Genomic DNA, 20,409 nt, shown 5'->3' on the forward strand with positions numbered 1-20,409 from the left:
GTATTAAGAAAAGGGCGGCTCTGGCCGCCCTTTTTTGTTTCCGTTACTATTTCGCGCTACATTCCCTTCTTCAACATATACGTAAGAGCCAAAGGTTACATAATGACACTAGAAGTAGTGATTCTCGCCGCAGGTCAGGGAAGCCGGATGCGTTCCAAACGACCTAAAGTACTTCACGAAGTTGCGGGCAAAAGTATGCTCCGTCATGTCATTGATGTTGCAGAAAAAATGGGTGCAGATAAGACACATATTGTTATTGGTCATGGCGCTTCAGTCGTAAAAGACAGCGTAAAACAAATAGATGTTCTTTGGGCGCTACAGGCTGAGCAAAAAGGCACAGGTCACGCTGTTGCTCAGGCACTTCCCGCAATTTCAGATAAAGCTCAAGTGCTCATACTATATGGAGATGTGCCCTTAATTTCACCTGAAACAATTCGCAAACTCCACTCAGATAAAGCGGACGATGCGTTGACCTTGCTTACGGTTAACCTAGATGACCCCACTGGCTATGGTCGCATTATCCGTGATGACGGAAAGAAGGTTGTCGCTATTGTTGAACAAAAAGACGCGACACCAGAGCAACTAATTGTTAAGGAAGTTAACACCGGCATTATGTCTGCTTCGGCAAAGAATCTAAAACGCTGGTTACCGCAGCTTCAAGCGAATAACGCGCAGGGCGAATACTATCTAACGGATATCGTCGCGATGGCAGTCGCAGAAAATATGAACATTAATGTCTGTCATGCCAGTCACCCAATGGAAGTGCAGGGCGCGAATACCCGTCAACAATTACAGCTACTAGAACGCTACTACCAACAGCAAGCCGCAGATATGCTAATGACAAACGGCGCAACGTTAGCTGATGCCGGAAGAATCGATATTCGAGGCACTTTGCAGACCGGTGAAGACGTTTTTATTGATATAAACTGTGTCTTTGAAGGTGATGTTGTCTTGGGTGACGGCGTTTCTATTGGCCCTAACTGTCACATAATAAACGCCACAATCGCCGCAAACTGCGAGGTAAAATCCAATTCCGTTATTGAAGGCACTGTTGTAGCTGAGGGTTGTTCAATCGGGCCCTTTGCACGCCTTAGACCCGGAACGGTGCTAGCAAACGGAGTGAAAATTGGAAATTTTGTTGAGACCAAGAAGGCGAATATTGGCGAAGATAGTAAAGTTAGCCATCTCAGCTATATCGGCGATGCCGAAATCGGACGTGATGTGAACGTGGGTGCCGGTACTATCACCTGTAACTACGATGGTGTGAACAAATTTAAAACAGAAATAGCAGACAACGCCTTTGTGGGTTCCAATACTGCGCTTGTTGCTCCAGTCTCAGTGGGTAAGAACGCAACGATCGGGGCAGGCTCCACAATTACTGGCAATATTGCCGAGGGCGAATTAGCCATAGCTCGCGCAAAGCAGCGTAATATCAGTACGTGGAAACGGCCGGTAAAAATACCTCGCGACTGATTTCTGCTATTTGCGTTAGAAAAGAAAGAATCAAAAAGGATAGTCCTTATGTGTGGCATTGTAGGTGCGGTAGCACAACGTGAAGTTTCCGGTATTTTATTGGAAGGTTTGCGTCGACTTGAATATCGTGGCTACGACTCTGCTGGCATGGCGATTATCGATCCAAATGGCCAGATACAAAATCGCAAACGAGTGGGCAAGGTAGAGATACTGTCCGAAGAGCTCACTGAGAGCCCCTTGCTTGGCCGTGTCGGTATTGCGCATACGCGATGGGCTACTCATGGTCAGCCGTCCGAAGAAAATGCACACCCCCATATCTCTGGCAACATTGCCCTTGTTCACAACGGTATTATAGAAAATCACGCGGAGCTAAGAACGCGGCTGAAAAAGTTAGATTATGTTTTTCTATCACAAACTGACACCGAAACCATTGTTCACTTAATACATCACTACTATCAAACCACTCAGAACTTGATGGCCGCACTTAAATTAGCGATTGCGGATTTACACGGCGCGTATGGTCTCGCGGTTATCCATTCAGGCGAACCGGAAAAAATTATCTGCGCCAGAAAAGGAAGTCCTTTAGTTATCGGTATCGGCATTGGTGAGAATTTTATAGCCTCTGATCAATTGGCGTTACGTCAGGTAACGGATCGCTTTGTGTATTTGGAAGAGGGTGATATTGCTGAAATAACGCCTGATCAATACACCATATTCGATGCTGAATTTACTCCAGTATCTCGCGATATAACCCAAATAGATGCCGCCACCGAGTCAGTGGATAAAGGCCATTACCGACACTTTATGCTCAAAGAAATTTACGAGCAGCCATCAGTTATTCGACGTTCTTTAGCGGGTCGATTGGGCAGTAAAAAAATTCTTGTAGAAGCGATGGGCTCGCATGCGGGTGAGATATTAAAAAACATTTCCTCGGTACAGATAGTTGCCTGTGGTACAAGCTATCACGCCGGTATGGTTGCTAAGTATTGGATAGAAGGTTTGGCTGGCGTGCCATGTCGCGTTGAAGTCGCTAGCGAATTTCGCTATCGGAAGTTTAAAGTTCAAGAAAATACGCTATTCATTACGATCTCTCAATCGGGTGAAACAGCGGATACGCTAGCTGCGTTAAGACTGGCTAAAACCCTAGGCTATTCCGCGTCGCTTACCGTCTGTAATGTTGCTCAAAGTTCATTGGTTCGCGAATCTGATCTGTATCTAATGACGGAGGCCGGGCCAGAAATTGGCGTTGCCTCAACAAAGGCATTTACCACGCAACTAGTCGCACTCTTATTTTTGACAGTTGCTCTTGGTCGCCATCATGATATGAGCAGTGAGCAAGAAGAAGACATCGTTGCTGCACTACATGCGCTGCCTGATTTGCTGGCAGAAACCTTAGAATTAAATTTAGATATTAAAAAAATGTCTAATGCCTTTGCAGAAAAACATCATGCACTATTCCTGGGGCGCGGAGCGCAATGGCCTGTCGCGATGGAGGGCGCATTAAAGCTAAAAGAAATATCGTATATCCATGCAGAGAGCTATCCGGCTGGTGAACTGAAACACGGGCCGCTGGCGTTGGTTGATGCAGATATGCCTGTTATTGCTGTGGCGCCGAATGATGAATTATTAGAGAAATTAAAATCAAATATCGAAGAAGTTCAAGCGCGTGGCGGCCAGTTATTCGTTTTTAGTGATAAAGCTGCGGGATTCAAAATTGCTAAGGGCATGAATATTATCGAGCTTCCCCACGTTAACGATGTTATCGCTCCGATAATTTATACTATTCCCTTACAATTACTTTCTTACCACGTTGCTATATTGAAAGGAACGGATGTAGATCAACCGCGTAATCTAGCGAAATCAGTTACGGTCGAGTAAATTTCGGACGCCATTTATTTCTACTTTCCCATTCATATCTCTTTGCGCGTCTACTAGACGCACAATAATACTAAGCTATCTGATTTTTTAATTAGTTATTGCTTGAAGGAGTTTTGATTATCGGAATCAATCTGCAAAGAAGGCGAATCATTCATCGAATGTTTTTCTGATAGGCGGATTCGTAAGGCGAGATTACTATGTGAGTCTGCATTGTGAAGTGCAGTTTCCAAATCTATTTTTTCGTTTTGATATAACTCAAACAACATTTGGTCGAAGGTATGCATCCCTACCTCACTACCTTTGCCCATTACTTCTCTAATTTCGTCTATACGTCCCTGTTGAATTAAATCTGATATATATGGCGTAAGCAACAATAGCTCGGTGCACAACGCCCGCTTGCCTACTAGCGACGGAATTAACCGCTGCGAAATAACACCTTTGAGATTTAGCGACAGATCTAAAAGCAGTTGTTTTTGGGCTTGTTCCGGGAAAAAATTGAGTATGCGCTCGATGGCCTGATTTGCGTTGTTTGCATGCATGGTTGCTAGGCATAAATGACCAGTCTCCGCATATGAGATCGCATGCTTTGCGGTTTCAACATCGCGGATTTCGCCTATCATAATCACATCGGGTGCTTCACGCATGGCATTTACTAGTGCGTCGTTAAACGAGCGCGTATCAATGCCCACTTCCCGTTGATCGACCAAGGATCGCTTATGCGGGAAAAGAAATTCGATGGGATCTTCAATAGTAAGGATGTGGCCGTCGACATGCTCTGACCTATACCCAATCATCGCTGCGAGCGACGTGCTCTTTCCAGAACCTGCGGCCCCAACCACCAATACTAAGCCGCGTTTAAGCATGACAAGATCTGTGCATGGCTTAGGCAGACCGAGTTCGTCAAAGGAGGGAATAACAGCTTTGATAAGGCGAGCAACAACAGCTACTTCGCCGCGTTGATAGTAGACGTTGATTCTAAAGCGGCCTAGCCCTGTTGCCGATACAGATAAGTTTGCTTCTAAGGTATCTTCAAAGGCAGAAAATTGCTGGTCGGTCATCACCGAGCAGGCCATTTGTTTGACCTCGGCGGGTTCTAGCGCTGGTGCCTTAACCGGATGGGTTACGCCGTCGATCTTTATATGTGGTGGCGCGCCGCATGTTAGAAATAAATCAGAAGCGCCCTTGTCGACCATCAATTTCATAAGCGCATGAATATCCTGCATAAACCACCTCTTTGAAATTGATAATCAAGAAAAATCCATGTGTTAGATCGTACATAGATGTTGTATATAAAGAAAGGTAAGAAAAAATTCAGACATCGGTTCTCATAAATTCAATTGTATATTTCAAAACTACATATCACTGCTTAAATAATGAGAATTACGATATATCTATCGTAGATATTAGTTATAGTTTGATCTGAGCAGCTCTGGCGGATATGTGAAAGTAGTACTAAGCTTTAAATAAACTAAATAGTTCAATTAGTGAAGATACAAGCATGCTACGCAATTCAGCGACCCCGGAATCAGTTTCCCCAGAAACTGCCGTTTTAACCTCAGAGTTCTATCGCAATTTGATAAATCACTCGCCGGATCTTACATGTATTGTAGATTCGCAGGGTGTTGTGCAGTTTGTTAATTTAGAGGTAAAAACATTTGGGTATGAGCCCAGTGATGTTGTAGGAAAATCTATCAGCTACTTTCTTCACCCGGCAGACTTACCCTTGGTGGATGAGGCAATACAGCAAATGTTGGCGCGTCCCGAGGTGACTACTCGAGCTGAGCGTCGACTGAGAAAAGCCGATGGCAATTGGTGTGTTATGGAAACGGCAGCCACTCGCATGATGTTGTCGGATAGCTTCGTTATTGTGATTCATATGCGGGATATAACCTCCCGTTTAGCGACAGAGTTTCAACTTGCTGAAAGCCAGCGAAACTTAAGTCACTTGGTCAATGTAATTCCCGAAGTATTTTGGATATCAGACGCAGAAATTAAGGTAATGAGTTATGTGAGCCCGGGGTATGAGAGGGTATGGGGGCGATCCTGCGAAAGTCTATATAAAAGTCCCGCTTCCTTTTGGAACGCGGTGTTTCCAGATGATGTAGCACAATTTGGCGTGCGTCTTGACGAGCAAAAATCTGGTAAGCCCTATGAGGCAGAGTACCGTATTGTCAGGCCAGACGGTGAAATTAGGGACATTTGGGATCAAGCTTACCCCGTAGTAGACCCTGATTCAGGCAATGTTACAGAGTATCTTGGTATTGCGCAGGATGTTACCGAAAGAAAGCGTAATGAGCGTAATTTACGGATCTTTCGAAAGCTTATAGATGGCGCCAGCGACATCATGGCGATAATCGATTCAGCAACATTAACGATATTGGACATGAACGAGCACGGCATAGGAAAGCTCGGCTACACGCGGGAGGAGTTAACGCACCTGCAGTTGCAAGATATAGATAATTCCGATGAGGCGGCAATCTTGTGGAAATTGAGTAAGCAGCCTTTGGTGGCATCGACGATTCAGTATGAGAGTAGCTTTTGTCGACGTGATGGTTCTACCTACCCAGTCGATATTATTATTGAGCGGGTAGAAACAGATATCCAATACTTGTTTTTGTCTGCCAGAGATATTACCGAAAAGCGGCGTCTAGAGCGCGGTATGCGCGACACCATTGAAGCGCTGGCAAGCACAATGGAAAAGCGCGATCCCTACACGGCAGGGCATCAAGTTAGGGTTGCAAAAATAGCCGCTGCTATAGGTGCTAATATGGGCTTGTCTGCAAATACAATTCGCGGCTTGGAGTTGGCAGGAATTGTCCATGATATTGGTAAGATAACGGTTCCAGCAGAAATCCTATCAAAGCCGGGGCGATTATCAGTACCTGAATTCGACCTTATTAAGCAGCATCCACAGACAGGATATGAGATTCTCAATAACGTTGATTTTCCTTGGCCGATCGCTGAAATAGTACAGCAACATCACGAGCGTTGTGATGGAAGTGGTTATCCGCTGGGTTTGTGTCGAGACAAGATTTTGATAGAAGCGCGCATACTGGCGGTGGCGGATGTTATCGAATCGATCAGTGCACATCGACCTTATCGACCAGCCCTAGGTATTGACGTCGCAATTAAGGAAATTCAAGAAGGCAGAGAAATACATTACGATGCAGATGCGGTAGACGCTGCACTGGCATTGTATAGCAAGGGTGTACTAGCCCAAATGATATCCTGATCCTCGCTTCCGCTGTAACGTTAAAGCTAGAGATTTTTTAAGCTGGCCCCACGCTATTGCAATGTTTCGTATACGCTAAGTCTGTTTTATCTTTACAATATTCTGTGATGTTGGCGCGAGTTATTCCTTATATAGATGACTCAAGCGATTAGTTTGCGTGGTAAGGTAGGTAATAGAGCTGCGGGAAAGATATTGCTGAGATCATTAGCAATTTTTCTACTAGAAATGGTATTAGGCAGCAGAGTGTTTTGAGAGGAAGGTTTAAGGTTTGTCTAAAATATACTGCAGCTTTACTATCCTATAATGCGCGTTCTTTTTCGTAACCCTTTTTTTATACTCACCCTCGTTGCCTTGCTCTGGGGCGGTAATGCTGTTGCAGGAAAAATAGCAGCTGGCCATGTATCCCCCATGTTGTTAACGTCGTTGCGCTGGTTTTTTGCCTGTATATTTATTGCACCTTTTGCCTGGCAAGATGTGCGACGCGAGTGGACAATGATTTGCCAACATTGGGTTACTTTATTCTTATTTGCCGCTTTAGGTTTTACCGCGTTTAACGCGCTTTTTTATTGGGCATTAAATTATACCAGCGCGATAAATGTCACTATTGAGCAGTCTGGTATGCCATTAGTGGTTTTTCTTGGTAATTTTTTGTTATTTGGCTTACGTCCAGTAAAGCTGCAATTACTTGGTTTTAGCCTGACGCTATTGGGCGTAATTATTACAGTAGCGCATGGTGATATATCGAGTTTGATGAGCTTAGATTTAAACCGCGGTGATGCGCTTATGTTATTGGCGACGCTACTATATGGCGGTTATACCGTTGCGCTACGATTTCGCCCACCATTACATTGGCGTAGCATGATATTAATATTAGCGATGTTCGCACTGCTGTCATCATTACCACTGTCAATGTATGAATACTATGCTGGACACACAATATTGCCAGACGCAAAGAGTTTGGTCGTTGTGTTGTATATTGCAATTTTTCCGTCGCTTATTGCGCAGTCTTTGTATATGCGCGGTGTCGACTTGATTGGTGGGAATCGGGCTAATCTGTTTATTAATTTGGTCCCAGTTTTTGGTTCGGCTTTGGCGGTGGTAATTTTGGCTGAAGATTTTCAGACCTATCATTTTATAGCGCTGATATTAGTCGTCGGTGGGATTATGCTTGCGGAGCAGGGCGTTAAAAAATTAACATGACTTATTCAATAAATTTATAGAGGGCATCAAATCAAAGCAGCAATAGCCCCACTTATCGCAAAAGATAGCGGCGTAGATCCCGCTGTGAGTTGCTCTACGTGCAGAGCGGCCTGTTGCCGTTTGGAAGTGATGTTGATTACCGAGACTGGTGTTCCTGAACAGTTTATTCAACGAGACGAGTGGGGTGGTGAGGTGATGGCGCGCTTAGATGATGGTTGGTGCGCGGCCTTAGATCGCAACACCATGTTGTGTACAATTTATGAAAATCGGCCCTATATTTGCCGTGAATTTGCAACTGGCTCCTATGAGTGTCTAGTCGAACGTGAAGTTATTATTTAATAACTTCACGTAAGTGAGTTATATAATCACTAAATGATTGGGAAGTTCATTCTTTTCTTTGGTCGCAGGAATCTGACGTTGCAGTTCTTCTCCACAGCTTTCGACACATTCCACAAACCCTTTCGCAATATCACCTCGCCTTACCTGTTCAGTAAATCGCGTAACAATGGTCTGCCAGAACACATCGGGAATTTTCGCGGATATGCCTCTATCTACTAAAATTTCGACATAACGCTCTGCTTCAGAAACAAAAATTAACATCCCTGTTTCGCCGTCGGTATGGTGAAGGTTTTGTTCTAAAAACTGTCGACGCGCTAAATTACTTGCCCGCCAGAAACGTACGCGGCGGGGAATAAGTCGGCACTGCACGGCTGGTATTTTGAACAGCAAAGTTAATGCGATAAACAAACCCCACTGCGTCAAAATAAGCTCGTGGGGGCTTAGCCATTCTGGATAATAGTTAAGCGCGCCGGGCAGAAGTAAGGCTATTAAGCTTGCCCATAACAAGGGGATATAGTGATAGTTATCTGCTTGGCGGGCTAACACAGTTACTAACTCGGCGTCAGTCTGGCTTTCTACTTTTTGGATGGTATCGGCCAGCAATTGTTGTTCTTGATTGTTTAATAAAGACATAGCATTTTCCGTAAGATGTGTAGAGGTGTTGCGCAAATTGGTTTGCCTAGATGGCCTGGCTACCAGCCACCCGACGCACCGCCGCCACCAAATCCTCCGCCGCCACCGCCGAATCCACCACCAAAACCGCCACCGCCGAAACCTCCGCTGCTACGACCTAGGGCTGAGCCGATTAGCAAGCCACCGAGTAGGCCCCGACCACCTCGACCCCCACCCATAATCATGAAGAGCGCAATCAACAGCAACAGGCCGCCTAGTCTATTTGGTGCCTTATCTTTGTTGGTTTCCTCGGTCTTTTTAATGGCGGGAGCTTTGCCATCAATAATAAGCAGCATGGCGCTGACAGCAGATTTAACCCCACCATCAAAATCGCCAGATTTAAACGCTGGGCTTAGTATTTGTTGAATGATTTGTGCACTGCGCGCATCGGTGAGTAAGCCCTCGAGGCCATATCCCACTTCAATGCGCATTTTGCGCTCTTCTTTCGCGATAATAAGTAGGGCGCCATTATTTTTGTCCTTCTGACCAATACCCCAATGACGACCTAGCTGAAAGCCAAAGTCGCTGATCTCGTATCCCTGTAGATTGGGCAGAGTAACAACCACAATTTGATTGCCTGTGCGTTGCTCTTGAGCAGCAAGCTGCGTGTTTAGGTTTTGCTCGGTGACCTTTGATAGCATCTGGGCATTGTCTACCACGCGGCCAGTGAGCTTGGGGAACACCGGCTCCGCAGCGAGAGCTGACAAGCTAAGTAGCAGGCCAAAAAACAGAGTGATATGCTTTATATGGCAGCGAGTAACCTTAAGGGCAAAATGGTTTTTTATTACTTCAATCATTAAAACGTAACCTGTGGTGCTTGCTCAGCATCAGGTGTTGTCGCTTTAAAGGTTTCACGTTCTTTCAGCTCGCTGTACATCACGCTATGCCAAATCTTGCCGGGAAAGGTGCGAATCTCAGTATTATATTTACCGACCGCTAAAATAAAGTCGCGGCGCGCTACGCTAATCCGGTTTTCAGTACCTTCTAGTTGAGATTGCAGTGCTAAAAAGTTTTGATTGGATTTCAAATCGGGATAGCGCTCAGACACCACCATCAATCGGCTTAAGGCGCCGCTGAGCTGAGATTGCGCCGCTTCAAATTGTTGCAGCTTTTCGGGGTTATCGAGAATACTGGCATCTACCTGCATTGAGGTCGCTTTGGCTCTAGCCTCAACAACGGCAGTGAGGGTTTCCTGTTCTTGCGCGGCAAAACCCTTCACGGTCGAAACGAGATTGGGAATGAGATCGGCGCGGCGCTGGTATTGGTTTTCAACTTGTGCCCAAGCGGCCTTGGCTTCTTCGTCTAAACGGGGAATATTGTTAATACCGCAGCCCGAAAGTAAAAGGCTGGCAAACAGTAGAACTAATAGTGTGTAACTGCGGTGGGTAAAGGATGGAGTTGCAGTGTGCATAATTCAGGTCTCATGAACAAACAGACCCTCATGGTAACACCCTAGACGATAGCCTGCAGTGGATGTGTATTCATGTACGTATCCCAGAGCTACTCCGTTGTGCGGAGGCATTTATAAAAAGTTAGGGGAGGCTTACATAGGTTTTATTTAATAAGGCTTTTCTGCAATAAATGCTAAGCAGAATGACTGTGCAGAAAAAGGTGCTTGCGGGTATCCAAAGCGCGATGACGCCGTTCCACGCAAATGGCCCAGATTTAAAGAAGGGTATCAGCACCGCAGGTACATAAATTACGGCGGCCCAAATATTGAAAAAGCCAAGCCATCTGGGCATGAGCGGGCTGCTTGCCTTGTCTCTTAATATAGCGATACCGATGGCGAGATTTTGCATAATAAACGGCGAGACAATGGTGCCGAGTATTAACCATGCCATATCATTGAGTAACAAGATTAATTCTGGATCTCGACCCACTCTATAAGAAGCCGCCGCCCAAATCATCGGCGGCAAACAAAAAACAATGAGTCCAACGGTTCCGCTTACCACTTGAGTTACCGCCATGATGGGCGCTTCGTCACCCTCTATGCGTTTCAACACAAGGTATAACACTGCAACCCACGGCGCATATAGCCCCGTAGACATCATGCAAAACATCATGCCCGCTCGAATCTGGGCAGCATTATTTATGTAAATTTCTGCAATTTCGTTGGCGGTTGATGACGGTAAATGAGGGGGTAGAAAGCCTGCGATTAAAAACCAACCAAGAATGAAAACGGCGCCGAAGGCGAGGCCGCTCCATGCGCATATTAATGTAAATTTGGAGTTCATTGCGCTGTTCCCTGCGTTATTGCCAAGCCGTGTTTGTGTCACAGCTATCGGCGGAGTCACTTGTGATTGCCTAGTATGCGGATGGCACTTAGGCAAAGAGATAAACGTTATTATTTGCACTTGAATGGCATGTTAACGCGTCAACAAAAGATGTCAAACGGAAACTGTTTATAAATAGAAATGATTTGACGACGATTCCGCGGCCGAGTAGACGCGATGCGTTAATACCATTGGTGAATGACGTGAACGCGACGAGACAGGGTTTTTCGAGCGCATTGGACGCACGCCATAATGCGTCCTCTATTAAGGGGAGTGTATTACGCGGCGCGGCGTGGGCGCTTCCTACCGTTGGCTGGTGCTTTGGGGAAATTCGGCTGAGTTGGCTCTTGCTTGCGATGTAGGTAATTGATAATCGCTTCGCGAATCTTTTGATCGCCGCCTGCGATGCCTTGGTTGCCAAAGAGTCGATTAAATTCAAATACATAGGGGTGATCGCCAACCATGGCAATATCGAAGCCCGCGTGGTCGATATCCAAACTTTTCGCTAGATGAAGGGCAAGGTCAATGGCTTGTGTTGGCACCGGACTTTGATCAATAACACCGCCTTTGGCGACATTATTGTAAAAGCCTTGGTCTGATTGAAGCCGCCAATAGGCGCAAACGACTTGGTCGCCAATAATTACTACCCGGATATCGCGGTTAATTGGCAGGTATTCCTGCACATACAAAATATCTGTGCGCTCTAAATACGCTTTCCAATCACTGCGATTATTAATCAGCCACACGCCGCTGCCTTGCGATGCTTTGGGGAGCTTGGCTACAAAGGGGTGAAGCATTAAGTCCCACAACGCATCAGCGTTGCTGGGGGTATGGGCGCGAATTTCGGTTTGGGGGATATTGGCTGGCGCCACCATCTCAAAGGCGCGGGTCATTTCAATCTTGTTGTGGCCCAACAAGTAACTCGCCTGACTTGGAAAGACCTTGGCTTTGAGACCATAAATAAGGGCGTTGAGCTGCCAATACTCTGGATACAGCACCCAGTTTGCATTAGTGATGTCATCTTTGTGCTTAAAGATGTTTTCGGGTTTGAGCTGTAAAGTGTCGCTAAAACCGAGGGTGCGAAAAACGTCGAAAGATATCCACGCCATGATTGCATACAAGAAATTGAGGTGCGCCTTTTTACGGCTAAACACGAACTTCGTCAATAGACCGAATCTGGCATTTATTGGCTTTGTCGAGAGGCCTTATTTTAATTGCTTAATAAACGCGTCGGATTCAGTAATGGCCTTTTCCATCGCGCTTATTAATTGCTGCACATCGCGGTCAATACCTGCCAGCTCACCTTTGAGGGCGCCGATCGCCGACGCATTGAGGTTATGTTTAAGGTAGAGCACATTGTCGCGCAGCGCGTTTAAGACAGGGTCGATGCTTTTTTCTGCGCGGCGCATGGATTTTATCAAGGCGCTGTATTGGCGTTTGGTGGCTTGTAGTTTATTGGCGCTGTCGGCACGTAGACGGTCATTGGTATAGAGCTTGAGTTCGTCCTGCCACTCTTCAAACAAGGCCTCGGCAACCGACTCTACGCTATTGATTCTGTCGGTCACTTCCTTGGCGGCGGCTTCACTGTCTTCAAACTCGTTATTCAAGCGATTGTAATGACTTTCTAAATTGCCACCATCAAAACTCACCACCGAGCGAAACTCAGTTAGGGCATCTTTAAATTGCTCCTGCGCGTCTTCCTGGGCTTCTTTGGCTTCTCCAACCCGATCAACCAATATATCGCGCTTATGCACACCGACTTTTTCCATGGCATTGTAATAGGTGGATTCACAGCCGCTCATGGAAATGACGGCGGTAAAAGCGACAAGCAGCATAAAAAATCGCATGGGGTGTCCTAGGGCGGTATTGATTATGAACCTAATGGTAGCTTGCATGGGGTGGTGCGGCAAATTATCGGTAAGTGTTAATTGCCGATAATGACTATAAAATAGCGTTTTTCAAGGGCACCTCGTACGATTCAGATACCTATAGTCAGGCAACTACTCCAAACCAGCCAGCCAAGCGTGACCTCCCAACATGCGCTGCTGAGCAAGATTCCAATTGGCGCGCTCTATCAAATGCGGCGCGGGTTTGGCGGGTTTGTAATTCAGTGGACTGGGTAGGGCAGACGCGAGCAGCGCGGACTGCCAACGAGATAGTTGCGCTGCGGAGACGCCAAAGTGGTGACGACTGGCCGCCTCCAAACCAAATACACCGTCGCCCCATTCCGCGATGTTCAAATAGACTTCTAAAATTCGTTGTTTCGGCCAGCACAGCTCTACGAGTCCGGTGAACCAAACCTCTAAGCCTTTGCGTACCCAGCTACGACTCGTCCACAGATACATATTGCGGGCAACCTGCTGACTGATTGTGCTGGCGCCGCGAAGTTCTCCGCGACGCTCGCGCTCGGCAATGGCTTTCTTAATGGCGTTAACGTCGATACCGTGATGGTGGGGAAAATTTTGATCCTCAGACACAACGGCTGCCAGTGCGGCATGACGTGGTATCTCATTCCAATTTAGCCAATGTTTGTCTAAGTGATAATCTGAGCCACGTTGCTGCCAGCTGCGTTCCAGCATGACCATGCTGACCGGAGGATTGATCCAGCGAAATGGCAATACTAGCGCGATACTAAGCAACACTAAGATGAGTGATGCGCGTAAAATCAGTCGTGCTATTCCTGTTGTATTCGCCATGCTCCGCTCCGCAGTGAGATCTACACCTTCCGTTTGTGCGCGATAAGATCTGACTATGTCTTATCGGCATACTTTGACGACGTAGTTACCTATTGGTTGCATCGCCGCCACAGAACAAACTAGCCTGTCGCTGAGACGACACCTCAAAAAGACAGGAAATCACATCTTATTGATCAGATATAGCGGGCATCCATTGAATGTCGTATAGAAGTGGTTCAGCGGTGTGTAGATGCTGGATCAAGTCCAGCATGACAAGGCGTTTCCCTTACTCCGTCTTTACACAAACATAGACCGAGTTGGTAGATTTGCCATTTTGAAATGGATTATAAAAAGACACCACATGCGAAGTGACGTGTTCAAAAACCGTCTTCAACAAGGTTTCAAAGCTTTCTTCGGGCAAATTTTGCGACCACATCGCGAATACACCCTTTGGCTTTAGCTGCTCAGCCATGAGCGCGAGATTTTCGGTGGTATAAAAACGGGCGTTGGTGGCATTTAAAAATTCCGTGGGGGAGTGGTCGATGTCCAATAAAATGGCATCAAACTTTTTTCCATCGCTGAGCGGATCAAAGCCTGTGCTGGGCCTGATCGCCAGGTCGAAAAAACTGCCGAGTACATAGCGGTTCCTAGCATCGGCATTGAGGATTTTGCCTAGAGGAACCAGCTCATCTTTATGCCAGCCAATAACCGTATCTAAAGCGTCTACTACCAGCAGCTCACCAATCCGCTGGTCTTTCAGCGCGGCCACGGCGGTGTAGCCTAAACCCAAACCACCGACCACAACACTGAGATTGTCCCCCTGAACCGCCGCTAGTCCAAGGGTCGATAGAGCCTCTTCCGCATCTACAAACATACTCGACATTAAAAATTCGTCGCCTAATTTAACCTCGTAAATATCTCTGTCGCCAAAGGCAGGCATGCGCCGTCTGCGCAGGGAAATGTCACCTAGGGGTGAGGTTTGGCTATCAATTTCTTCAAATAATGCGGCCACGCTTTAGCTGCCTTTGTGAGTTATTAGACTGAGACCCGAAGCTCTATAATTCGCTAAACTGCGATACAGCTAAGGTCGGACTCGAATTTGGTTCAAATTCGCTTCTGCATAAGCAGGCCGCTGTAAAACCGTCGACGTGGTAAAAGATCTGGGCCGTCATACACATTCTTAACATCAGACACCGAATAGACAGCACTGGGATCGAGGGTTTTTATTGACTGGATAAGTGTGGCGATATTGCGTCGCTTTTCGACAATAAACAGCACTTCAACAGGATGTGCCTCCCCCATATCGCCATCAATCGACACCACTTTAAATCTCATTTCGCGTAGTTTGTCTGCGAGTACATCGCGGTTGAATGAGATACAGCGAATTAATTCTTTACCAATTGCAAAGCGGCTTTCTATGGTTATACCCACATAATTGCCTACCGCAAACCCGCTGGCGTAGGCGACGGCGAGGTACCAGTGGTCAAGGTTTGTCAAAACCTGCCGTGCAGCAATTAACCAAATCATGATTTCGAAAAATCCGATGACAGAGGCCAAGAGTTTATTGCCACGAAAAACCACAATGGTGCGAAAAGTGCCAAGGGATACATCGGCAACCCGAGCAAAAAATATGAGGGGGACTAATAGAAACGGATATTCCAGCAATAAATCCATGGGGACTGCTCCTTGTTGGTAGCCATTGAAACATAGGGCTTTGCACAAGGGCAGATAAAACACGAATAGTTAAAACGGGCAGTTCAAATACTGAATGGCGTTGTCGTAAGACCGCGCCAGCACGTCGGTGTTTGAGTGAATGACGGCTAGCGGTATTCCATACGCGCCGACATTTTGTTAAAGAAGCGGGGGAAGAAGCGCTTGATAGTGGGTGCAAGCGCGCTGAGCCCCTTGCCGACAACGATCTCATCTCGCCCTTTAATCATGGCCTTTATAATATCTTCTGCGCATCTCTCAACAGACATGCCATTGATTATCGACTCGTCATTTTTATTTTGCGCTTTGCCGTGTTCATTCAAGGCATTGATCGCGATATTTGTCTTAATTGAACCGGGGCATACGGTGAGACAATGAATACCTTGTTGCGCAGTTTCCGCGCGCAAACAGTCCATAAAACCGACAACGGCGTACTTTGAACCAGAATATCCCGTACGCAATTTAGAACCGACTTTTCCTGCAACGCTACTGATGCTAACGATCATGCCTTCTTGCCGTTCAAGCATGCCCGGGAGCAGCGCTTTGGTCATCGCAAGGGTGCCAATATAATTAACCTCCATTAGCTGGCGATAAACTGATAGGTCGGTGTCAACAAACAGCGAGCGCTGAGAAATGCCGCCGTTATTAATTAATATATGTACGGGGCCGATATCGGCCAGTTGAGGAGTAACCTTATCAAGCAAATTATCAGCGTCTGCTAGGTCTAAAGGCATCACCCAATGGCGGCTTCTTCCACCTGGTAGTGACTCCGCTAGTTCTATGAGCGACTCTTCTCGGCGTGCAGACAGAACAAGTCTGGCGTCCAATTTAGCAAGCTGACGACACAGCTCCATACCAATCCCAGAGCTAGCACCCGTCACCCAAATCGTCTTATTCTTAATATCCATTATATTTCCTCGCGAATTTTAGCACTGGGTATTCGGTGGGCGGCCACAGTGACTTGGCCAGATCAATTAATGGTTCAATATAGCATCGCTTCGCTATGACATTGACGATATTACGCCTTCACTGCGCGTATGGGTGCACATTGAATTACTCGTGGTTGCGCTACACCAATACTTGCCTTGTGTTAGCGATGTAATGATGAACCTGGCGTTCAATTTTCGGGTCAACCATGGTCTCTGGGCGACGGCCATTCGGGCAGGGCATGCGCGGTGTGGTGCCAAATAATCGGCAAATCAGTGGGCGCTCTCCGTAAACTTCACAGCCTTTTGGCCCTAAGTGTACGCAATTAAATTCATTTAATGCTGCGTCGTGCTCTGCGTCTGTTTTTACCGGCAGGCGAGACATCTCTTCTGAAGAGGTTGTTACTGGCCCGCAACAGTCGTGACAACCCGGCACACATTCGAATGTTGGAATGTTTTCGCGCAAACGCGCGATAATATCTCGATTGGTGTTCATTAAAACCTTTCTTTATGTTGTGGCGTATAACGTTACTTTTTAAATTTCTTATTCATTTCGCTGAAGAATTTATCTGCGATGTTGAAAGCATTCGCCATGAGCAGATAAATAACAGTGTAACAGCAGTTGTCCTTAAAAACGGTTTTGCCAATGTGAGATTTCAACTCAAGGCAATATATCCAGTGAAATGCTCCGACACGCGATTTACTTCGATTTTTTTCGCAATGCATCTTGGTGATGAGAGTAGCTGTCACCTTTGGCGAGGCGATCGTAGAGCACAACATTTACGGTGGCTGCCAAGTTCATACAACCCTCGGTTGGAATGTAGACAATGTCTTCGCAAAAATCGGTGATCTCTTTTTTCAGCGAGCCATCCTCAGGGCCAAAAATATAAAAGGCCTGGGCAGGGTGTTTGTAAGTCGTCAGCGGTTTGGCACCCTCGATCAACTCAATCGCCACCGGCACACAACCTAAGGGAATAACATCCTGTAATTCATTCACGCCAATAAGCGGTAATGTTTCGTAAACCTTTTGGGTGTCGGTATAAAAGGCTTTGGCCTTGTCGTAACGCGTGCCAGTGTAGAACACCGAGTTGACGCCGTAACAGCCAGCTGCACGCATAACTGAACCGATATTTTCCGGCGATTTAGGGTTAAAAAGACCGATGCAGGCGTAGCTTTTTTTCATAGAATTTGCATTTTAATTAATGTCATTTCTTTGGTTCCTGAAAGAACGTGGATGTCGAGCATCTGCCTGCTAGTCAGTAATCCACAGACGTAGCAGAGTGATTGATCCCATTATGGTATCCGAGAAAGTAGCTCTTGTTGATTCCCCCATAAACTGGCCAAGCATTTAAATCATAATTTGGCCAGCTGTATACCCATATGACGGCAGGAAAGCCACATTAGCGGTCAGTCGCAGTTTTCACGTAGTTGAAAGTGAACAAGAGAGCGCCTCCCATTAACACCTTGGTGAATCACTTAACCGATTGAAATTTATACAAAACGCGATATGATCAAGGGAAAGGAATACTCGGCAGAAATAAAGGGAACTAGTCTTCGTTTGACCGGCGCTCGCTAATAGCGAGATCGCTACCTCATTGAATTCCCTAAATTTTTTCAATCAACGTAAAAGCCAGTTCCGTGATAAGGGGGCCAAAGTGATATATGGCCTGAGTCGTTATAACTAGCTGTTAGGTGAATAGATATGGATATTGAAAAAGTTAAGAGTAATAACCTAGCAAGAGAAAGTAGAGATAGACGTCCAATTAGTGCGTTTATGGAGCTATATAGTGCTACCGATTCTGCCTTAAAAGAAGTGGCTGAACTTGGTGCAAGTGAGGCGACTAAAGAAACTCTTGTAAAGAGTCACCTTATAAATGTTGTAACTGCAGTTGAAGTTTATTACCGAGATATGCTCGATTCAGTTTTTAGATTATGCAAACCTGAGTTATTTGAGGGTAAGTTAAAAAATCTGCATGACAAGAGCTACAAGATTGACGACCTTCTAGCTATATATGTTAATAGAATACATCCACTGGAACTGGTGGCAAGTAACTTGAGTTTTCAAAATATTGGCAATATTGAAAAAGTATTTTCTACCTTAATAGGCAAGCCTTTCTTTAAGCAAGCAAAGCAACTTAAGTGGAGACTTAAGGAGAAACCCGAGACCGAGTGTGAAATAAACCACTCAGACATCGATACGCTGCAAGAAGTTTTCGAAGAGCGTCATTTGCTAATACACAACCCGAATGGGAACTTGAGTGCATCGTTAGCTTCGACAGAAGAGCGTATTAACTCAATATTTGGAGTAGTTATGGCATCAGATTTGGTTCTGACGCAGTTCATCAATGAAAACATTGACCCTGAAATATCATCTAACAAATCAAGCAACGCGGACGGCGATAAAGCTGCCGCCGGTTCTTGAGACGTTAATAGGCGCTAGGTGTGGCTGAGTGGGTGACTTATGCGATTGTTGTCGTTCTGATTTTGCTATCAGTGGCAAATATTATTTCTTTTCGGCAATCGCGTGAACTAAGGGCATTCTTAAATGCTGTCGCGCGACCAGTACCTAGCGACTATTTTGATCCTTTTTCTGCTAAAGCTGGAGATCTTATACAGTACAGAAAAACTCAAGTGTCTGGGGCGTCAAATGTGTCTAGCGAAGGAATATACTTGGAGTCGGTTTTTAAGTTTCATGTGGTGATACCTTGGACCGTTGTGATTGCTATCCGTGTATTGGCTATTAAAGGGAAATTGGTAGCAAATTTAAAGATCTCCCATAACAACGAAATAGACCGGGAATTAATTATCTCATGGCATCCAGATTACAACGAATTCATCCCTAAGAATGTGATCATTGTAAGAGGTTAGTCTGTTGTGAGCTGTGATCAAATATTAAGACTGGAAAGGTTGTGCGAGGGCGCGCCCATTAACAAGGCGGTGTTGTCGCCTTCGGCTGGGACTGCCATTCCGCTGCCGCTCCATGCTAGCCCCAAACCGCGGCGTTAGGTGTATATGGGTATTTCTTCAGCACAAGCGTCAAATTTCTACCAAGAAGTTGCCGAGAATGGGGTCGTTTGGGGCATAAAAGACAGTGGAGGTTATCCGGCGCCACGGGGAACAGAGGGCAAACGAGCAATGCCATTTTGGTCCTCTCAGTCTCGCGCTCAGACAGTAATAGAGAATGTTAGCGCTTATAAGGGTTTTGAGCCTGTGGCTATCTCATGGGAGGTGTTCTGTGAGCGTTGGGTACCTGGTTTGTCCCAAGATGGCCTTTTGGCAGGTATAAATTGGTCTGACGAACGTGCCACAGGCTTTGATATTCAACCATTTGAGTTGCAGACAAATGTCGAAGCTGTGCGCAACAACACCTAACCAGGCCATTAAGTTTGTTCCGGGCCGCTGGCCCTCCACCGGACGGCTTTCAGCCGCCGCTTATGGCAGGCGTTAAGTGCTATGAAGTATTTCGATAACATCAATAATCACAAGTACATCTACCTTGGGGACATCGGGGAGCCTGAAGATAATGTTCTACGATTTACAATCGAAGAGGCTGGGGTTTCTGACGAGGAGACTACAATTGAAATTTCTGGTTCAGAATTGTCGGGACTTCGATCTATTGAAGTAACTGACAAGAGCTGTATTTATGAAATAACATTCGATAGCTATATCAGCTACTCGGTGCTTAATGAGTCTTACTGCGGAGTAGATGATTACGAAGAATACGATGGTAGGCTATTTTGTGTGTACAAAAAATCACACTATCTCAACTATGTGGGTAAGGCGAGCTTAGCAACATCAGATTATCCTGGGCCTTTTAAGCACTATGGTTTTAATTGTTTAAATCATATTGTTGATGTTATTTCCACCGAAGAGCCCAGCATTAAATTGCTGAGTGGCAGGCACTTAATCGGGTAGCCAAGGGTCTCTAACCCTCAGCCCCCACAACACCCTGCATGCGGATCCGCACAGGGCGTTTCACTGAGAATGGTGAAGCTTAATCCAACCATCGCGCAATTCGTACAGCCCCTGAG

The 20,409-nt window shown here is 46.0% G+C and carries 22 protein-coding genes; 9 read left to right on the forward strand and 13 right to left on the reverse strand.

All coding sequences use genetic code 11. From position 1 onward, the window contains the following. Nucleotides 1-102 precede the first annotated feature (102 nt). Nucleotides 103-1,473 carry a bifunctional UDP-N-acetylglucosamine diphosphorylase/glucosamine-1-phosphate N-acetyltransferase GlmU gene (glmU, locus tag O9X78_RS18015; RefSeq protein WP_269621106.1) on the forward strand — a complete coding sequence of 457 codons (1,371 nt, stop codon included), beginning with the start codon at nucleotides 103-105 and terminating at the stop codon, nucleotides 1,471-1,473. A gap of 48 nt (nucleotides 1,474-1,521) precedes the next feature. Then, nucleotides 1,522-3,351, forward strand: coding sequence for a glutamine--fructose-6-phosphate transaminase (isomerizing) (glmS, locus tag O9X78_RS18020; protein WP_269621107.1), 1,830 nt, complete (start codon nucleotides 1,522-1,524; stop codon nucleotides 3,349-3,351). A 95-nt stretch (nucleotides 3,352-3,446) separates the two neighbouring features. On the opposite strand, the gene O9X78_RS18025 is transcribed toward glmS, so the two are convergent. Beyond that, nucleotides 3,447-4,574 carry a PilT/PilU family type 4a pilus ATPase gene (locus O9X78_RS18025; protein ID WP_269621108.1) on the reverse strand — a complete coding sequence of 376 codons (1,128 nt, stop codon included), beginning with the start codon at nucleotides 4,572-4,574 and terminating at the stop codon, nucleotides 3,447-3,449. Nucleotides 4,575-4,849: 275 nt separating this feature from the next. Here O9X78_RS18025 and O9X78_RS18030 point away from each other — a divergent pair, with 275 nt between their 5' ends. The 3 genes from O9X78_RS18030 to O9X78_RS18040 all read left to right on the forward strand — a co-directional run bounded on the left by O9X78_RS18030 (nucleotide 4,850) and on the right by O9X78_RS18040 (nucleotide 8,122). Then, nucleotides 4,850-6,583 (forward strand): PAS domain S-box protein, encoded by a 1,734-nt coding sequence (locus tag O9X78_RS18030; RefSeq protein ID WP_269621109.1) that lies wholly within the window; start codon nucleotides 4,850-4,852, stop codon nucleotides 6,581-6,583. Between the two features lie 303 nt (nucleotides 6,584-6,886). Next, nucleotides 6,887-7,783, forward strand: coding sequence for a DMT family transporter (locus O9X78_RS18035; protein WP_269621111.1), 897 nt, complete (start codon nucleotides 6,887-6,889; stop codon nucleotides 7,781-7,783). Between the two features lie 84 nt (nucleotides 7,784-7,867). Next, nucleotides 7,868-8,122 carry a YkgJ family cysteine cluster protein gene (locus tag O9X78_RS18040; RefSeq protein ID WP_269621112.1) on the forward strand — a complete coding sequence of 85 codons (255 nt, stop codon included), beginning with the start codon at nucleotides 7,868-7,870 and terminating at the stop codon, nucleotides 8,120-8,122. An 18-nt stretch (nucleotides 8,123-8,140) separates the two neighbouring features. On the opposite strand, the gene O9X78_RS18045 is transcribed toward O9X78_RS18040, so the two are convergent. The 12 genes from O9X78_RS18045 to O9X78_RS18100 form a co-directional block, all read right to left on the reverse strand. Then, a complete protein-coding gene (locus O9X78_RS18045) occupies nucleotides 8,141-8,755 on the reverse strand; it encodes a TPM domain-containing protein (RefSeq protein WP_269621113.1) in 615 nt (204 codons plus the stop codon). Nucleotides 8,756-8,814: 59 nt separating this feature from the next. Then, nucleotides 8,815-9,591 carry a TPM domain-containing protein gene (locus O9X78_RS18050; RefSeq protein ID WP_269621114.1) on the reverse strand — a complete coding sequence of 259 codons (777 nt, stop codon included), beginning with the start codon at nucleotides 9,589-9,591 and terminating at the stop codon, nucleotides 8,815-8,817. After that, nucleotides 9,591-10,205 carry a LemA family protein gene (locus O9X78_RS18055; RefSeq protein ID WP_269621115.1) on the reverse strand — a complete coding sequence of 205 codons (615 nt, stop codon included), beginning with the start codon at nucleotides 10,203-10,205 and terminating at the stop codon, nucleotides 9,591-9,593. The genes O9X78_RS18050 and O9X78_RS18055 overlap by 1 nt, the downstream gene beginning before the upstream one ends. A 121-nt stretch (nucleotides 10,206-10,326) precedes the next feature. Continuing rightward, a complete protein-coding gene (locus tag O9X78_RS18060) occupies nucleotides 10,327-11,028 on the reverse strand; it encodes a hypothetical protein (protein ID WP_269621116.1) in 702 nt (233 codons plus the stop codon). Nucleotides 11,029-11,345: 317 nt separating this feature from the next. Beyond that, a complete protein-coding gene (locus O9X78_RS18065; RefSeq protein WP_269621117.1) occupies nucleotides 11,346-12,176 on the reverse strand; it encodes an ATP-grasp domain-containing protein in 831 nt (276 codons plus the stop codon). Nucleotides 12,177-12,272: 96 nt separating this feature from the next. Next, the gene (locus O9X78_RS18070; RefSeq protein WP_269621118.1) at nucleotides 12,273-12,914 is read right to left on the reverse strand and encodes a DUF2959 domain-containing protein; all 642 of its coding nucleotides are present in this window, start codon (nucleotides 12,912-12,914) and stop codon (nucleotides 12,273-12,275) included. Between the two features lie 153 nt (nucleotides 12,915-13,067). Then, nucleotides 13,068-13,763 carry a monofunctional biosynthetic peptidoglycan transglycosylase gene (gene mtgA, locus O9X78_RS18075; protein WP_269621120.1) on the reverse strand — a complete coding sequence of 232 codons (696 nt, stop codon included), beginning with the start codon at nucleotides 13,761-13,763 and terminating at the stop codon, nucleotides 13,068-13,070. 265 nt (nucleotides 13,764-14,028) lie between these two features. Continuing rightward, on the reverse strand, nucleotides 14,029-14,754 hold the full coding sequence (locus tag O9X78_RS18080) for a spermidine synthase family protein (protein WP_269621121.1): 726 nt from the start codon (nucleotides 14,752-14,754) through the stop codon (nucleotides 14,029-14,031). Nucleotides 14,755-14,846: 92 nt separating this feature from the next. Next, the gene (locus tag O9X78_RS18085; RefSeq protein WP_269621122.1) at nucleotides 14,847-15,416 is read right to left on the reverse strand and encodes a DUF2179 domain-containing protein; all 570 of its coding nucleotides are present in this window, start codon (nucleotides 15,414-15,416) and stop codon (nucleotides 14,847-14,849) included. A gap of 146 nt (nucleotides 15,417-15,562) precedes the next feature. Beyond that, nucleotides 15,563-16,360 (reverse strand): SDR family oxidoreductase, encoded by a 798-nt coding sequence (locus O9X78_RS18090; protein ID WP_269621123.1) that lies wholly within the window; start codon nucleotides 16,358-16,360, stop codon nucleotides 15,563-15,565. A 160-nt stretch (nucleotides 16,361-16,520) separates the two neighbouring features. After that, entirely contained in the window at nucleotides 16,521-16,874 is a 354-nt protein-coding gene (locus O9X78_RS18095; RefSeq protein ID WP_269621125.1) for a YkgJ family cysteine cluster protein, read from the reverse strand. Nucleotides 16,875-17,078: 204 nt separating this feature from the next. After that, nucleotides 17,079-17,561: an RNA methyltransferase gene (locus O9X78_RS18100; protein WP_269621126.1), complete on the reverse strand. Its 483-nt coding sequence runs from the start codon at nucleotides 17,559-17,561 to the stop codon at nucleotides 17,079-17,081. A gap of 519 nt (nucleotides 17,562-18,080) precedes the next feature. On the opposite strand from O9X78_RS18100, the gene O9X78_RS18105 reads away from it, so the two are divergent. The 4 genes from O9X78_RS18105 to O9X78_RS18120 all read left to right on the forward strand — a co-directional run bounded on the left by O9X78_RS18105 (nucleotide 18,081) and on the right by O9X78_RS18120 (nucleotide 20,293). Beyond that, the gene (locus tag O9X78_RS18105) at nucleotides 18,081-18,800 is read left to right on the forward strand and encodes a hypothetical protein (RefSeq protein ID WP_269621128.1); all 720 of its coding nucleotides are present in this window, start codon (nucleotides 18,081-18,083) and stop codon (nucleotides 18,798-18,800) included. Between the two features lie 20 nt (nucleotides 18,801-18,820). Next, on the forward strand, nucleotides 18,821-19,246 hold the full coding sequence (locus O9X78_RS18110) for a hypothetical protein (RefSeq protein WP_269621129.1): 426 nt from the start codon (nucleotides 18,821-18,823) through the stop codon (nucleotides 19,244-19,246). Nucleotides 19,247-19,390: 144 nt separating this feature from the next. Continuing rightward, nucleotides 19,391-19,750, forward strand: coding sequence for a DUF2750 domain-containing protein (locus O9X78_RS18115; RefSeq protein ID WP_269621130.1), 360 nt, complete (start codon nucleotides 19,391-19,393; stop codon nucleotides 19,748-19,750). 81 nt (nucleotides 19,751-19,831) lie between these two features. Continuing rightward, nucleotides 19,832-20,293 carry a hypothetical protein gene (locus O9X78_RS18120; protein WP_269621131.1) on the forward strand — a complete coding sequence of 154 codons (462 nt, stop codon included), beginning with the start codon at nucleotides 19,832-19,834 and terminating at the stop codon, nucleotides 20,291-20,293. The last annotated feature ends 116 nt before the right edge of the window (nucleotides 20,294-20,409 follow it).

The organism is Zhongshania aquatica, from assembly GCF_027257955.1.
Taxonomy (GTDB): Bacteria; Pseudomonadota; Gammaproteobacteria; order Pseudomonadales; family Spongiibacteraceae; genus Spongiibacter; species Spongiibacter aquatica.

Coding starts and splice junctions, on each gene's coding strand:
- glmU (WP_269621106.1), top strand. CDS start 103: ATGACACTAGAAGTAGTGATTCTCGCCGCAGGTCAGGGAAGCCGGATG.
- glmS (WP_269621107.1), top strand. CDS start 1,522: ATGTGTGGCATTGTAGGTGCGGTAGCACAACGTGAAGTTTCCGGTATT.
- O9X78_RS18025 (WP_269621108.1), bottom strand. CDS start 4,574: ATGCAGGATATTCATGCGCTTATGAAATTGATGGTCGACAAGGGCGCT.
- O9X78_RS18030 (WP_269621109.1), top strand. CDS start 4,850: ATGCTACGCAATTCAGCGACCCCGGAATCAGTTTCCCCAGAAACTGCC.
- O9X78_RS18035 (WP_269621111.1), top strand. CDS start 6,887: ATGCGCGTTCTTTTTCGTAACCCTTTTTTTATACTCACCCTCGTTGCC.
- O9X78_RS18045 (WP_269621113.1), bottom strand. CDS start 8,755: ATGTCTTTATTAAACAATCAAGAACAACAATTGCTGGCCGATACCATC.
- O9X78_RS18050 (WP_269621114.1), bottom strand. CDS start 9,591: ATGATTGAAGTAATAAAAAACCATTTTGCCCTTAAGGTTACTCGCTGC.
- O9X78_RS18055 (WP_269621115.1), bottom strand. CDS start 10,205: ATGCACACTGCAACTCCATCCTTTACCCACCGCAGTTACACACTATTA.
- O9X78_RS18060 (WP_269621116.1), bottom strand. CDS start 11,028: ATGAACTCCAAATTTACATTAATATGCGCATGGAGCGGCCTCGCCTTC.
- O9X78_RS18065 (WP_269621117.1), bottom strand. CDS start 12,176: ATGGCGTGGATATCTTTCGACGTTTTTCGCACCCTCGGTTTTAGCGAC.
- O9X78_RS18070 (WP_269621118.1), bottom strand. CDS start 12,914: ATGCGATTTTTTATGCTGCTTGTCGCTTTTACCGCCGTCATTTCCATG.
- mtgA (WP_269621120.1), bottom strand. CDS start 13,763: ATGGCGAATACAACAGGAATAGCACGACTGATTTTACGCGCATCACTC.
- O9X78_RS18085 (WP_269621122.1), bottom strand. CDS start 15,416: ATGGATTTATTGCTGGAATATCCGTTTCTATTAGTCCCCCTCATATTT.
- O9X78_RS18090 (WP_269621123.1), bottom strand. CDS start 16,360: ATGGATATTAAGAATAAGACGATTTGGGTGACGGGTGCTAGCTCTGGG.
- O9X78_RS18095 (WP_269621125.1), bottom strand. CDS start 16,874: ATGAACACCAATCGAGATATTATCGCGCGTTTGCGCGAAAACATTCCA.
- O9X78_RS18100 (WP_269621126.1), bottom strand. CDS start 17,561: ATGAAAAAAAGCTACGCCTGCATCGGTCTTTTTAACCCTAAATCGCCG.
- O9X78_RS18105 (WP_269621128.1), top strand. CDS start 18,081: ATGGATATTGAAAAAGTTAAGAGTAATAACCTAGCAAGAGAAAGTAGA.
- O9X78_RS18115 (WP_269621130.1), top strand. CDS start 19,391: ATGGGTATTTCTTCAGCACAAGCGTCAAATTTCTACCAAGAAGTTGCC.
- O9X78_RS18120 (WP_269621131.1), top strand. CDS start 19,832: ATGAAGTATTTCGATAACATCAATAATCACAAGTACATCTACCTTGGG.